This is a genomic window from Vreelandella sulfidaeris Esulfide1, assembly GCF_054072535.1.
Map to the genome: position 1 here is coordinate 1,728,870 of NZ_CM133364.1, position 13,501 is coordinate 1,742,370.

13 protein-coding genes are annotated in these 13,501 nt (G+C 53.2%); 3 read left to right on the forward strand and 10 right to left on the reverse strand.

Features of this window, described 5'->3' with window-relative positions; genetic code table 11:
- A complete protein-coding gene (locus tag ACW44H_RS07945) occupies positions 1-1,362 on the reverse strand; it encodes an AmpG family muropeptide MFS transporter (RefSeq protein WP_457508277.1) in 1,362 nt (453 codons plus the stop codon).
- Between the two features lie 136 nt (positions 1,363-1,498).
- Here ACW44H_RS07945 and ACW44H_RS07950 point away from each other — a divergent pair, with 136 nt between their 5' ends.
- Together ACW44H_RS07950 and ccoM are read left to right on the forward strand one after the other, a co-directional pair.
- Positions 1,499-2,017: an FKBP-type peptidyl-prolyl cis-trans isomerase gene (locus tag ACW44H_RS07950; protein WP_457508279.1), complete on the forward strand. Its 519-nt coding sequence runs from the start codon at positions 1,499-1,501 to the stop codon at positions 2,015-2,017.
- 109 nt (positions 2,018-2,126) lie between these two features.
- Positions 2,127-2,282: a cytochrome c oxidase subunit CcoM gene (gene ccoM, locus ACW44H_RS07955; protein ID WP_457508281.1), complete on the forward strand. Its 156-nt coding sequence runs from the start codon at positions 2,127-2,129 to the stop codon at positions 2,280-2,282.
- Between the two features lie 143 nt (positions 2,283-2,425).
- Here the strand turns inward: ccoM and ACW44H_RS07960 are convergent, their stop codons facing one another.
- From ACW44H_RS07960 to ACW44H_RS07985, 6 genes are all read right to left on the reverse strand, one after another.
- Complete coding sequence (locus tag ACW44H_RS07960) at positions 2,426-2,893, reverse strand: group I truncated hemoglobin (protein WP_457508283.1); 468 nt, start codon at positions 2,891-2,893, stop codon at positions 2,426-2,428.
- Positions 2,894-2,903: 10 nt separating this feature from the next.
- A complete protein-coding gene (locus tag ACW44H_RS07965; protein WP_457508285.1) occupies positions 2,904-3,794 on the reverse strand; it encodes a DUF3034 family protein in 891 nt (296 codons plus the stop codon).
- Positions 3,791-6,160 (reverse strand): EAL domain-containing protein, encoded by a 2,370-nt coding sequence (locus tag ACW44H_RS07970; protein WP_457508287.1) that lies wholly within the window; start codon positions 6,158-6,160, stop codon positions 3,791-3,793. Before ACW44H_RS07970 ends, ACW44H_RS07965 begins: the two co-directional genes overlap by 4 nt.
- 50 nt (positions 6,161-6,210) lie before the next feature.
- Complete coding sequence (locus tag ACW44H_RS07975; protein ID WP_457508289.1) at positions 6,211-6,894, reverse strand: carboxypeptidase regulatory-like domain-containing protein; 684 nt, start codon at positions 6,892-6,894, stop codon at positions 6,211-6,213.
- A gap of 201 nt (positions 6,895-7,095) precedes the next feature.
- Positions 7,096-7,647, reverse strand: coding sequence for a lytic transglycosylase domain-containing protein (locus ACW44H_RS07980; protein WP_457508975.1), 552 nt, complete (start codon positions 7,645-7,647; stop codon positions 7,096-7,098).
- Between the two features lie 58 nt (positions 7,648-7,705).
- Positions 7,706-9,424, reverse strand: coding sequence for a proline--tRNA ligase (locus ACW44H_RS07985; protein ID WP_457508291.1), 1,719 nt, complete (start codon positions 9,422-9,424; stop codon positions 7,706-7,708).
- 300 nt (positions 9,425-9,724) lie between these two features.
- Here ACW44H_RS07985 and ACW44H_RS07990 point away from each other — a divergent pair, with 300 nt between their 5' ends.
- Positions 9,725-10,159 (forward strand): hypothetical protein, encoded by a 435-nt coding sequence (locus tag ACW44H_RS07990; RefSeq protein ID WP_457508292.1) that lies wholly within the window; start codon positions 9,725-9,727, stop codon positions 10,157-10,159.
- 129 nt (positions 10,160-10,288) lie between these two features.
- Here ACW44H_RS07990 and ACW44H_RS07995 read toward each other — a convergent pair whose 3' ends face one another.
- From ACW44H_RS07995 to ACW44H_RS08005, 3 genes are read right to left on the reverse strand one after another with little or no spacing between them, the layout of a single operon-like run.
- The gene (locus tag ACW44H_RS07995; RefSeq protein ID WP_457508297.1) at positions 10,289-11,695 is read right to left on the reverse strand and encodes an amidase; all 1,407 of its coding nucleotides are present in this window, start codon (positions 11,693-11,695) and stop codon (positions 10,289-10,291) included.
- Positions 11,692-12,567: a deoxyribonuclease IV gene (gene nfo, locus ACW44H_RS08000; RefSeq protein WP_457508300.1), complete on the reverse strand. Its 876-nt coding sequence runs from the start codon at positions 12,565-12,567 to the stop codon at positions 11,692-11,694. The genes ACW44H_RS07995 and nfo overlap by 4 nt, the downstream gene beginning before the upstream one ends.
- A gap of 50 nt (positions 12,568-12,617) precedes the next feature.
- Positions 12,618-13,373, reverse strand: a complete 756-nt coding sequence (locus ACW44H_RS08005; RefSeq protein ID WP_113268021.1) for a glycerophosphoryl diester phosphodiesterase — start codon at positions 13,371-13,373, stop codon at positions 12,618-12,620.
- Positions 13,374-13,501 lie beyond the last annotated feature (128 nt).

Below are 13,501 nucleotides of genomic sequence, written 5' to 3' on the forward strand. Positions count from 1 at the left end.
TTAAGCAGGCTTGGGGGTCGGCACTAACTGCTGGTCTCGGCTGATCCAGATGGCTAAGACAATGGCGGGGATGCCCAGTAGCGTCGCAATGACAAAAAAGCTCGGGTAGCCCTGAGCAGTGACGACCAGCCCGCCAAAACCGCTTAAGAATTTTCCCGGCAACGTCATCAATGATGAGAACAGCGCGTACTGCGTCGCGGTATAAGCGCGGGATGTTAGGCTGGAAAGAAAGGCGATAAACACCGCGCTGGCTAAGCCATTGGCGAGATTGTCACCAATAATTGTGACCACCAGCATGGGAAGCTGATTGCCCATGACGGCAAGGGCCGCAAACAGCAGGTTGGTCAACATCACCAACCCTGCACCGAAGATGAGTAAAGGGCCGATACCGTAACGCGCCACTAACAGCCCACCTAAGATTCCCCCCGCAATGCTCATCGCGATGCCAAATATATTGGTCACGTTAGCTATTTCTGCCAGCGAAAATCCCAGGTCGATATACAGCGGATTGGCCATGGACGCCATGGCCAGGTCACTAATTCTAAACACTGCAATAAAGACCAAAATCCACAGCGCCTTGACCCCGAAACGGCGAAAGAAATCGGTAAACGGGCATACCAGTGCACCAATGCTCCAGGCACCCAAACGGCGTAAAATTTTGGGTTTACCGCGGCTGGCACGAATAAAGGCACGCACCTTGGGTTCGTGAATCAGTTGAATGGAGAGTGATGCACGTTTGGGTTCTGGGCGCAGCAGTACGGTAAGTACACCAACGCTCATTAACGCCGCCATGCAAAGATAAGCCACGTCCCAAGAGGCGGATGCCGCGATATACAGCGCCCCCGCCCCGGCGGCGAGCAAGCCACCGCGATAGCCAATGATATAAGTGGAGGCCATAGCGGCCTGGACGTTGTCATCAGCGGACTCGATGCGATAAGCGTCGATAGCAATATCTTGCGTCGCCGAGCCAAAGGCCACGAGCAGTGCAAACAGGGCCACCCAGCCAAGATTCCCGACGGGGCTTAAGCCCGCCAGCCCTACCAACCCAGCGGCAATCATCCCTTGCGCTAACAGCATCCAGCCACGACGCTGGCCAAAGGCACGGGTCAGCAGTGGTAGCGCTAATCGGTCAACCACCGGCGCCCAGAAAAACTTGATCGAATAGAGCATGCCAATCCAGGCAAAAAAGCCAATCGCAGCGACTTCCACCCCATCGCTGCGCAGCCAGGCTGAGAGGGTTGAAAATACCAGTAGAAATGGCAGGCCTGCAGAAAACCCCAAAAAAAGCATGGTGATAACGGGCGCACGACAATAAATCGCCAGTGCAGCAAGCCAACTGCGCTGGGGGGTGGGGCTGGGCATTAAACAAGACTCCTGGAAAGACGTTAGCGATAACCAAGTGATAAACTGAGGAGATGTTCTATTACAAAGTTCTATTACTAAGTTCTATCACAAAGTTCTATCACAAAACCGACAGCTTACCGGAGAGGAGTTTTCCATGTCGATTACGGCGCATCAGGTAGTTACCTTGCACTATGTCCTCAGCGATGTGCTCAACGATGGCAGCAGGCAAGTACTCGATGATTCCCATGCACGTAATAAGCCACTGGAGTATCTTCATGGGCACGACAATATCGTGCCGGGGCTAGAGCGTGCACTTGCGGGCCAAACGGCCGGGGCCGAGCTAAGTGTTCAACTAATGCCCGCCGATGCCTACGGTGTACGCAACGAGGCGCTGGTCCAAGAAGTGAGCCGCGGATCGTTTGGCAACGCTGAGTTGGCGCCGGGCAGTCGCTTTCAAACCGAAGGCGAAGCCGGGCCACAAATCGTGACGGTACTGGAAGTGGAAGGTGACCGTGTCACCGTTGATACCAATCACCCCCTTGCTGGGCGAACACTTAATTACCAGGTAACGATTCTAGACGTGCGTGACGCCACCCGCGCCGAATTGGCAAAAGGCCACCCGTTGCCGCCAGGGACTGAACACAGTAAGGTCGAAGACCGCAAGGTGCTGTAGCGCTAATAACCCCTAAAAATTGATCGGTATCAATTTCCTGTTTAACCGCTTTCCCCCGCCTTCCGTTACTTGACCCAGGTCAGCATTCTTCCGCCATTGAGTGACTAGTATGAACGCATACATCACGGCGGGAGGATTGACCATGTATTGGGATGACACAATTATCTTTGGCTTAGCCACCGTCGCGTTGGTAATCGCATTTATGGTGGGTTGGGTGGGCTTCGTGATTCGCGATCATCTACGTAAAGGTGGGCGCAAGAAGTAGCTTCCCAGTTCATGTAAACCTTGTCAGGGGAGGGGGTTTGCGAGCTTAGTAAACCTCCTGTTGCCAGCCCTTTTTGGGCTGGCTTTTTTTTGGCTGCTTTATAGAGGCGGTATGCATTTTAATAGCTGATAAACAGAGCCAGCCTATTGGCGTCGCATAACATCCGCATACATAGGCGCTAGCCTGCCAAGCAGTTCATTACGGGCCCCAAGGGCAATGCCTTCCTCTTGCATAGCTGCGTCGAGATGTTCAACTAAACGATTAAAATGCACATCTGTCAGCCCCATATGTTGATGAGCACGATCCATCGGCGGGCCTTCATAGCGGCAGGGGCCGTCGCTTACATCGCATAGCTGGCTGGCCAGAGAATCTGCAAATAAATCGATATTCGTGTTAGCAAAAAACACGACCACTTCGGGATCATCCGCAATTCGGTATAAAAGGTTCTCAACGACTGCATCAATCTTGACCGCCCCGCCAAGTCGCTCGTACAGCGTTATTGAATGAGTTGCTGATTGATGAGCGCAGCCTGCAAGCGAAAACGCTGCCGCTACAAACGTTAACGCTCTTAAATACCGGCGTGTACGACGGTGTTTGCGTGGATAGATCATAGCGCCCCGCTTAAAAAGCTGCCTGAAGTGAAAGGTAACCGCCGCGCTGGGAAGGCAGGCCGGCAATATTGCCTAAGTCCAACCACGCGCCCGTTAGCGATAGGTGCTTATTGAAGAAATAGGCACTGTAGAGACTTTGCCAATCGTCTTCTCTGGCTGCGCTTAAGTTATCGGGCTTCTGGCGATATTCAGTGCCAATGATCCATTGTGGGGTTACAAAAACGCCCACGCTGCCCTCAGCTACCCAGGAGTGATTACCTTGGTCACCGCCAAAGCCTAGTAGGCCGCCCTGGTTGGCATCGGTATTACGTAGGGTGGCGTTGAGCAGCACATTACGACCTGCCAAAGCGCCAAACAACAATTTACTGGCACTGAAATACATATCGTTGCCGCGTGTGTTATCGGCGCCTAAAGCCGTCGGAATAGCGCCATCGACTAGACGTTTATGCTGTACGCCGACACTCCAAATCCCCCAAGGGTGATAGAGCACATCGCCGAGTAAGCGTAGTTTCACACCATAAATGTCTTGGCTTAATTCGCCACCCAAGGTTTCTAGGTCTAGCGTTTGGCGTGCCACCGACAATTCTAAGCGGTCGTAAATGTTCACGCTGGCGCCGGTCACTGTTAGTTGGTAATCATCAACCCAGGCGCGGGAAGCCGCGGCGGTGATGCCCACTTCCTGTTCGCTGGCCGTGCTTGAAAGTACAGCCCAGGGGGATAAACCACCACCTGCGGCTCCTTCAATGGCACTAACTGCCCCCGTGCCGAGGATGCGACTACCGGCTAAGGTGGGTGTGGCAATAAGTACAGAGCAAACCGCTAGACAGAGTGCAAGATAGACAGCCAGGGAGTGTCGGAAGAGGGGGCTGATCGTTGTTAACGTAAGTTGAAATACCGTCATAGCTTTCTCTGAGCCGTCTCAAGTAAAGACGATGTTGGGTGTGGTAATAAAAGCGGCGTAAAGTTATCCAGCCAGCCGGGGAGTTCATCAGCCGGCATGGGTTTAGCAATCCAGTAACCTTGTAAAAAATCACAGCCAAGCTTGCTTAAAAGCTCGGCGCTGGCTCGATTCTCAACGCCTTCAGCAACAAGGCGCAGTCCTAAGCTGTGGCCCATCTCGATCGTTGAGCGGACAATTGTTAAATCATCTTTTTGTGAGTCGATGGCCAGCACGAAGGATTTATCAATCTTGAGTTCACTGACGGGCAGACGTTTGATTTGCGCCAATGACGAGTAGCCCGTGCCGTAATCATCAATCGCGATGCTCAGTCCCAGTTGATTAAGCTCAAGTAGCGTAGACATGGCCGCATCAACATCTTGCATGACTGCGCTCTCGGTGACTTCTATGCTCAATTGCGCCGGATTGAGCTGATAGCGCTCAAATAAGCTCGTCAGGTGAACGGATAACTGGCGGTCGACTACATCACTGGCAGAGAGGTTTACCGCTATCGATAGGTGATAACCTTGCTGCTTCCAAGCGTGCAGCTGGGCACAGACATTAGCCAGCATCCACTGGCTAAGCATGCGGATACTGCCTGAACGTTCGGCTAAACCAATAAACTCATCCGGCGGTATAAAGCCCAGCGAAGGATGGCGCCAGCGCATTAAGGCCTCGCACTGATTAACACGACCCGTCATTGCATTTACTTTGGGTTGATACGCCATCCATAGTTCACCGTTGCTAACCGCATCCTGTAAATCACGAATCAGCGTGAGCTGTCGCAAGTGGTGTTCATCTTGCCCTTCAAGATAACGTTGGTGGGTGTAGCGGTGGCGGCGCGCCATATCAAGCGCTATATCGGCGCGACGTAGCAGCAATTGCGGACTATCACCATGGTCGGGATAATTAGTCTCGCCTGCCGACAATGATGGCGTAATGGGTGATTTATCAAGATCTATAAGAAGGTGCAAGGTGGTGAAAAGACGTGCGCGCCAAGCAAAGTCGCTTTTTGATTGCTTGACGAGTAGCAAGAGTTCGTCGCCATCTAACCGGTAGGCAGTGCTTTCCGGGACGTCTAAATGCTGCAAACGTTTAGCTAGCGTCACCAACATATGATCCCCCAGCGCGTAGCCGAAGGTGTCGTTAATATCGCGGAAGTTATTAATCGCAAGGCGCAACAGAGTGAACGGCTCGCCGCGTTGAATCAGGAGAGTAATATCCTCATGGGCGCTGATACGGTTGGGTAAATCGGTGAGTAAGTCGTGGCGTGACTGGTGATGTAGGGTGGCTTCGCGCTGAGCGATTGCTTCTTGCATTGCATGCAATGTAGACGCCAGTAGCCCCGTTTCGCTGCGTTCATTACCTTTCGGTAGCTCGGTGAAACGCTCTCCCCGGCCAATCCGCTGTGCCGCTGTGGCTAGTTCCATTAAGGGTTTGCTTATGCTCCGCGCTAACCACGTGGCAAGTAGCACGGTAAATAGTAAAATTAGGGCTATTATCCCTAGCAGTTGCCACTGTAGTGAGCGGTAAGCACCCAGCAGTTCGTCACGGGAAATTTGCAGCAGCGCGTAAGTGTGATTCGAGTCATCGGCGTAAAGTGCACTGGCATAAGAGAGATACTCTGCATCAGGTGTCATTTGACTATTCGATGCGTATTCGCCTTTCAATAATTCGTCGATACTACCGCTTATTAATTGTTGGGCTAATTGTTCGTGATGGGTACTGGCGAGGTAGCTTATTTCGCCATTATCTTGGTAGTTGATCACGCTAATGTTTAGCCCGGTGAGTGCATTAATCTCCCTGGTCACGGTTTCATTGATTAAAAATCCCATGCCCACCCAGCCAATGAGGTTAGGAGCTCGTACGGGCAGTAGGGCAAACTCGTATGGCTGACCTTCAACAATCACCACGCTTGCCGCAGAGCCATTGTTACGAGCGTTTTCGAACAATTGTGGGAACGGCATAGGGCTATTTTGAGCGTGATGGCTACTGGCTAAAATACGGCCCTCCAAGTCATTAAGTAACACGATATCGGCTTTGGCACGATCACCGTGGTTGGCCAGCACGGAGTTGAGCGTGTCGGTATTTTGAGTGGAGACGGCGCTTTTAAAACCGAAATCATCAGCGAGGATGGCGACGTTATCGCTTAATTGTTCACCACGAGCATCTAGTAACTGGCTGAATACTTTGGCGCCCACATCTAAACGCTGAGCGCCTTTGGCAAGAGCGTCGTTTTGGGTGGCGTGTAAAAAAGCCGCACCCGTGGCGATTTGCGAGACAATCACCAACGTAAGCAGTACTAGCATCAGGCGCGTTCGAAAGCGCATAGCAACCTCACCGAGTAGCGGATCGAAAAATCCTGCGCACCTGTCTGCACTTACGTGGCATCTCTAAAACGCTGCTGAAGGGGGGAAAGCGGCTGCGTTGAAGGGGGCAGCGCATTTAACTCCAGACGGACGTCCAGTTGGTCAGCGCCGCTAATGCTACCTTCCCACCAGACTTGCTGGCTGTCGTCGAGGCGAGGATGCCATACACGTATACGATGTTGGCCCGGCGGTAAATTGGCAAGATTAAGCGTGCCATCAGCCTTCGTTGTTGCCGTATAGTGAGCATCACTGACAACAATAAACGCCTGCATATGATCGTGAATATTGCACCCCAAAACGACAATGCCCGGCTGGTCAAAATGAACGGGCGGTGGGGTTTCCTTAAGGTAAAGGTTTAAATCGAAGGTTTTGGCTGGCGAGAAGGAGTAGACATGGTGGCGCGTTGTGTCCTGGTTGGGGAAAGCCACATAGCTGCCGGTGGGAACTGTTAATACCTTAGGATAAAAGGCTGCATCGCGTTGGTACACGTTTTGCTCTTGAGGTTGATTAGCGGGTACCGCTGTATCGTAGTAAATCTCAACAACCGCATTTTCAAGAGGCTGTCCTTCGATGCTGCTAACCATCACTTGGGCGGCATGAATCATTGGGCTGAACAGCGTCAATAGCAGGGCAAATGTCAGGGCAGCTCGCTTAGCTTGATAATCAAAATAAGGGCGACATTGTTTTTTTAGCATTACCATTTATACCCTACGAGAAGCGTGATAAATAATGGGAATGATAATGTAGGGATTAATCAAAAAAGTCATGCTGATACTTTAACGATGCGCCAACACTTATCTGCTCACGGGAATCATTACCGTAAAACCATCAGTATAAAGAGTGCCTACGATAGGAGCTGTGTTAGACAGGGAAGCTTAACGCAGTATTGTTTGGCGCTATGGTTGGCGCCAGGTATCTCGCCAGGCCCGCATGACTCGCTCCGGGTACCACGTTTCCCCCAAGCTGCCGTTATAACGCGCTAATGCACGGGTAAAGTCGCCGTTTTCGATCGCAAGGTAGTGCGCCAAAATCGTACAGCCATAGCGCAAATTGCGTGGCGGATGGGTTAAGTCATCTATCGGAAGCCCTAACTCGCTGACCCAGAAGGGCATGATTTGCATTAAGCCGACAGCGCCTGCCGAGGAAATCGCATCCGCTTTAAAGGCACTTTCCACTTGAATTAAGGCTAATATCAGTTCGGGAGGTAAGCCTGCCAGCCTGGCTTCTTGGTAGAGGTGCGTCAGTAGCGTCTGGCGCTCTGCTGCGTCATCCATAAAACGCGCTAGCGCTGTGTCCATGCGTAAACGCCATTGGCGCGCTAGCCATTGCTGTTGAGCTGTTTGATGATGCTGATTAACGGCTCCTAGGGTTGGGCGCAGGCCCGGTGGTAGCGGTTGTGCTGCTGCCGCCAGTCCTGCGTGTCCCAGCAAGAGCACGCTAAGCGTCATTGCAACGCTTAGCCAGCGCCGCGCCATGATAATAGACGCAGCGGCTGCCTTGGCGAGTTTAGCGGGCCTTCTCAAGTAGGAAGTCGATAATTTGATCTGCAGACACCATCGTCGCTTCGCTATCCCGGCGACCTTTATATTCCAGCTCACCGTTGTCTAAACCTCGGTCGCCGATCACCAAGCGATGCGGAACGCCCATTAGTTCCAAGTCGGCAAATTTAACACCGGGGCGGGTGTCACGGTCATCCAGCAATACGTCTAGGCCAGCGGCGGTTAATGCTTGGTAAAGTCGCTCAGACTCTTCGCGAACACGCTGGGATTTATGCGCATTCATGGGTACCAGGGCCACTTGGAATGGCGCAATAGCGTTGGGCCAGATAATGCCCGATTCGTCGTGATTCTGCTCAATGGCGGCGGCAACCACACGGGTCACACCGATGCCATAGCAGCCCATCCACGGGTGGCTGGTCTTGCCATTATCGCCTAGTACGTTAGCGTTCATGGCCTGGGAATATTTCTGGCCAAGCTGGAATACGTGGCCAACCTCAATCCCACGCTTGATAGAGAGCGTGCCTTGGCCATCTGGGGACGGATCACCTTCAACGACATTGCGTAGATCAGCTACGTCTGGCAGGGCAACATCGCGCTCCCAGTTAATGCCGAAGTAGTGCTTGTCATCCACATTGGCACCAGCGCCGAAGTCGCTCATCAGCGCCACGCCGCGGTCGATAATCACAGGCATCTTCAGGCCTACCGGGCCAAGCGATCCAGGACCGGCGCCTACCGCCGCGCGAATCTCTTCTTCGCTGGCCATGGTTAGCGGCTTGGCAACTTGGGGCAGGTTTTCTGCTTTCACTTCGTTCAGCTCATGGTCACCGCGGACCAGTAATGCGATTAAGCCACCCTCCGCTGCGTGAACCATCAATGTTTTAACGGTTTTTTCAATCGGCAGCTTGAATTGCTCAACCAAGGTGGCGATGGTTTTGGCATCGGGGGTATCGACCAAACGCAGCTCTTCGCTGGGTTCGGCGCGGGTAGCCTGGCTGCCAAGGGGGGCAGGCAACGCCTCGGCTTTTTCCATATTGGCCGCGTAGCCGGAAGAGGTGGAGAACACAATATCGTCTTCGCCCGAGTCCGCAAGTACATGGAATTCATGCGAGCCGGTGCCTCCGATGGAGCCGTTGTCGGCAATAACCGGGCGGAAGTCGAGTCCTAAACGCGTGAAAATACGCGTGTAGGCGTCATACATATCTTGGTAAGTCTGCTTCAGCGAGGCTTCATCAAGGTGGAAGGAGTAAGCGTCCTTCATAATGAACTCACGTGAACGCATGACCCCAAAACGCGGGCGAATTTCGTCGCGAAATTTCGTCTGAATCTGATAGAAATTGACCGGTAATTGCTTGTAACTGGCGATCTCTTTGCGCACCAGGTCGGTAATGACTTCTTCGTGGGTCGGGCCGACACAGTAATCACGGTCGTGACGATCTGTTAAGCGCAAAAGCTCAGGGCCGTACTGCTCCCAACGGCCAGACTCCTGCCAAAGTTCAGCCGGCTGCACAGCGGGCATCAATACCTCTTGCGCGCCGGCACGGTTCATCTCTTCGCGTACAATGGCTTCTACTTTGCGCAATGTGCGCAGGCCAAGCGGCAGCCACGTGTAAAGCCCTGATGTTAAACGACGGATCATCCCGGCGCGGAGCATTAGCTGATGGCTAATGACTTCGGCGTCGGCCGGGGTTTCTTTCAGAGTGGCAATCAATAATTGGCTGGCGCGCATGGGGCGAGTATTCCTGGGTGCGTGTTAGTTTAATAAGTTTTTAAGAATCGTTTTTAAATCATCGTTTTACATCATAGCTAAATAGCGATGCTTACCATCAGGGCGATGCCCCGTAGCGTTGAATGATGCCATTGTACGGCCTCGTGGCTAAAGCGGCAAAATAGAGTGGTCTGTAAACTACCTGCGCTTTTGGATGACTGTGTTAAACTAAATGCGCTTTAAGGCGCGTTAGCCAATAGCAGGATTGGTCGGAACAAAAAAATAGGCTGACGACCGTTTTTTCATCTTGAGGGAACCTTCATGCACCATGCCGTTCGTCGCTGGTTGACAGGCGCCGTAGTGGGCGTCTCCATTGTGTCACTGAGTGGTTGCGGTACGCTTTTTCATCCTGAGCGCAAAGGCCAATTGAGCGGTGATATCGATCCGGTTATCGCCATCGCCAACGGGGTGGGGTTACTGTTTTTTATTGTACCTGGCGTGATCGCCTACGCCGTGGATTTCTCTAATGGCACCATCTATCTGCCCGGCCGGGATAGCGCCTCAGTAGATGTTCACCAGTTAGACGACGCTATGGATGTAGCTTCCCTGGAAAAACTGTTATCTGAGAAGGCCGGTCAGCCAGTGAGCCTTGAAAGCGAATTGGTCATGATCGAAGAAATGGACAGTCTCGATGAAGCGCTTGCCATGGTGCGTATGTCAGGCATATGGGATGAAGAGAAGCTTTCAGCAATGTAATGTCGGTATTAATTTCAAAAATAGCATCGTTCTTAAAACAGTACTCGCAAAAAACAGTATTGATCACAAAAAACCAGCCAAGTGTAAAGCTTGGCTGGTTTTTTTCATCCTGAGCAAGCATTAAGCAGGCTAGGCGGCATTAGGCGCGCTGGGAAACCGCGGTGGGTGTGCTTCCATATAGGCGTGACAGGCGCGCAGAACACGAACATCATCGTACTTACCACCTGCGAGCTGAAAGCCTACCGGCAAACCGTTTTCGGTGAATCCACAGGGCACCGATGCGGCGGGTTGCTGGCTAAGGTTAAAGGGGTAGCTAAAGGGTGCCCACTCTTCCCAATCCCGCATGTCACTGCCTGGGGGGACTTCGTGGTTGATTTCAAACGGTGAGATAGCCACCGAGGGTGTCATTAGCAAATGATACTCTTGATTGAAATGCTCCAGGCGCTGCGTTAGTTCTGCGCGATCCGCCCAGGCACGAAACAGCTCAACCGCTTTCCAGGGTTCCGCTTCACGGGCATTGGTGACCATGCCTGGGTCCAGAAGCGTGCGCTGATGTTGATTCATTTGTGACCACTGCTCTAACGAGGCGGTAAACCAAAGCTTACGGAAAGTCTCCAATGGGGACAAAAAACCTGGGCTCACTTCGATTATTTCAGCGCCCAATGCCTCTAGCCTATCTGCCGCTACGCGCACGCGTTCAGCGATCTGCGGATCTACCTTGGCATAACCAAGATCGGCGGAGTAACCAATCCTTAACCCGGCTAGACCTTTATCGAGGTCCACTCCCCAGCAATCGGGCTGCCCACGTGTGGCGTAGGGGTCACGGTAGTCGTAGCGGCCTATCACGTTCAGCATACTGACGGCATCGCGCACGGTGCGGGTTAATGGCCCTAGATGTGAAAGGCTGGGTTCTTTCGCGGGCGGCCACTGGGGCGTCCAGCCATAGGTAGGCTTAAAGCCAAATACACCGGTGAAAGCGGCAGGAATACGAATGGAACCACCTGAGTCGCCTCCCTGGTGGAGTACTCCCATGTTGAGCGCTGCAGCCACAGCGGCACCGCCGGAAGAACCGCCCGGCGTTAGGCGCGTATCCCAGGGATTGGCCGTAGCGCCAAAGAGACGATTATCGGTGACCGCTTTCCAGCCGAATTCGGGCGTGTTGGTTTTGCCCAGTATCATTGCACCTGCTTCGCGTAGCATACGTGCTGGGGGCGAATCGGTATCACATAATGCGTCAGACGAAGTAAGCGACCCCTCGCGACAGGGCATGCCCGCCACTTGGGTCAAATCTTTAAGTGATACCGGAATGCCATCAATGGGACTTAGCGGTTTTCCTTCGCTCCAGCGCCGGGTTGAAGCGCTTGCCGCGGCCTCTGCGCCGTCAGTATCTACATAGACATAGGCATTAACCGCTGGATTGAAGCGCGCAATTCGCTCAAGCGCTGCGCGGGTTGCTTCAATCGGGGAGGCGTCTCGACTTTTAAACAGGCGGGCTAAGGACTGGGCATCCAAACTACCGAGATCGGTATCGCTCATTGCACACTCCTTAGGTGGTTGGGATCTGCTTCGGGCGCTTGAGCGCGCAGCCAGCTAATTTCCTCAGCCCATATGTCGGGTTCGATGGTTTCTAAAATCATGGGAATGCCGCTAATCCGCGCATCTTGCATGATAGTAGTAAAAGCAGGCAGGCCGATGTTGCCTTTCCCAAGGCTATGATGGCGGTCAACCCGGCTGGCAAAGTCGCTCTTGGCGTCATTTAAGTGCATGCCGCGTAAGTACTCAAACCCCACCACACTAGCGAACTCATCAAGCGTTGCTTGTGTAACGTGGGCGCTGCGCAAATCATAGCCTGCTGCAAAGGCGTGGCAGGTATCAATGCATACGCCCACGCGGGTTTTATCGTCTACGTGCTCAATGATCTCGGCTAAATGCTCGAAGCGCCAGCCTAGGTTAGTGCCTTGCCCAGCGGTATTCTCAATCACTGCGGTAACACCCTGGGTATGCGTAAGCGCTTCATTAACGGACTCGGCAATACGCTTCAGGCAGTCGCTTTCGCTGATTTTGTTCAGGTGGCTACCAGGGTGAAAGTTGAGCAGCGTCAGGCCGAGCTGTTCGCAGCGCTGCATTTCATCCAGAAATGCCGCCCGAGACTTGTGCAGGCCTTCCTGTTCAGGGTGGCCAAGGTTGATCAGATAACTATCGTGGGGCAGGATCTGCGCCGGCGCGAAGTTATGCTCAGCGCAGGCGTCGCGAAACGCTTGAATAGCCTCATCGGTGAGTGGTTTACCCTGCCACTGGCGCTGATTTTTAGTGAACAGTGCAAAGGCATTGGCGCCGATTTCTACCGCCCTTTGAACGGCTTGGTCTGCGCCACCCGCAGCGCTCACATGGGCTCCTAGGTACTTCACGGTAGATTATTCCTTGTCATTTATTTGAACATATTGAGCATTTGCATCGATCAATGGCTATCTAAAAAGCGTTTGAACGCGGCGGGCTCGTCGGTGATCACACCGGCAATGCCCCACGCCCAGCGGCTATGGAATGCGCTGGGGTCATTGGCGGTGTAGCACAATATTTGGTAGCCATCGCGCTGCATGGCATCGGCTTGAGCGCGCTTCAAGCGTGGCCAGTCGGGGTGCACGCTGAAAGCCTCAATGGCTTCACACTGCGCTCGCCAGTTTTTGGGTACGCTGCCAAACAGCACCCCTAGTGCCAAGCGCTCTTTGCCTGCAAACTGACGGCAGTGGGCAAGAGCGCTGGCATTGAAGGAGGAGATAATCAGCCGCTCGGGAGGCAGCGTATCCAACATCTCTGGCAGGGCGCGCTCAACCAGCGCAATAGGGTCGCGACCTTTATTGACTTTGATCTCCATGTTGACGCCCATTTCCAACTCGTTAAGCAGCGCCAGCATGGCCTCTAAGCTGGGCATTTTTTCACCCGCAAAGCTATCGCCAAACCAGCTGCCTGCATCCAGCGTTTTTGCCGTTGCCCAATTCAGGGAAGCGAGATTGCCTCGCCCGTTTGAACAACGCGCCACATCGGCGTCGTGCCAAATGACCGGCGTGCCGTCCCCCAGTAGTTGAACATCCAATTCTACCCATGTGGCTCCCGCCTGGTGGGCGGCGCGCACCGCTGCCAAGGTGTTTTCAGGGGCAGCGGCAGAGTAGCCGCGGTGGGCGATCAGCGCAGGAACTTGAATAGCGGGATGCGTCATGACAAATCTCTAAGCCTTAGACGATAAAAGAGACATAATTCTAGCATGGGTGCATGACAGCGGGATTTCATCCACTCCTGAATCTTAGACCAATATCCAAGTCCAATATTCAAGTCCAACAACAGACG

Coding starts and splice junctions, on each gene's coding strand:
- ACW44H_RS07950 (WP_457508279.1), top strand. CDS start 1,499: ATGTCGATTACGGCGCATCAGGTAGTTACCTTGCACTATGTCCTCAGC.
- ACW44H_RS07945 (WP_457508277.1), bottom strand. CDS start 1,362: ATGCCCAGCCCCACCCCCCAGCGCAGTTGGCTTGCTGCACTGGCGATT.
- ACW44H_RS07965 (WP_457508285.1), bottom strand. CDS start 3,794: ATGACGGTATTTCAACTTACGTTAACAACGATCAGCCCCCTCTTCCGA.
- ACW44H_RS08005 (WP_113268021.1), bottom strand. CDS start 13,373: ATGACGCATCCCGCTATTCAAGTTCCTGCGCTGATCGCCCACCGCGGC.
- ACW44H_RS07985 (WP_457508291.1), bottom strand. CDS start 9,424: ATGCGCGCCAGCCAATTATTGATTGCCACTCTGAAAGAAACCCCGGCC.
- ACW44H_RS07975 (WP_457508289.1), bottom strand. CDS start 6,894: ATGCTAAAAAAACAATGTCGCCCTTATTTTGATTATCAAGCTAAGCGA.
- ACW44H_RS07970 (WP_457508287.1), bottom strand. CDS start 6,160: ATGCGCTTTCGAACGCGCCTGATGCTAGTACTGCTTACGTTGGTGATT.
- ACW44H_RS07995 (WP_457508297.1), bottom strand. CDS start 11,695: ATGAGCGATACCGATCTCGGTAGTTTGGATGCCCAGTCCTTAGCCCGC.
- ccoM (WP_457508281.1), top strand. CDS start 2,127: ATGAACGCATACATCACGGCGGGAGGATTGACCATGTATTGGGATGAC.
- ACW44H_RS07980 (WP_457508975.1), bottom strand. CDS start 7,647: ATGACGCTTAGCGTGCTCTTGCTGGGACACGCAGGACTGGCGGCAGCA.
- ACW44H_RS07990 (WP_457508292.1), top strand. CDS start 9,725: ATGCACCATGCCGTTCGTCGCTGGTTGACAGGCGCCGTAGTGGGCGTC.
- ACW44H_RS07960 (WP_457508283.1), bottom strand. CDS start 2,893: ATGATCTATCCACGCAAACACCGTCGTACACGCCGGTATTTAAGAGCG.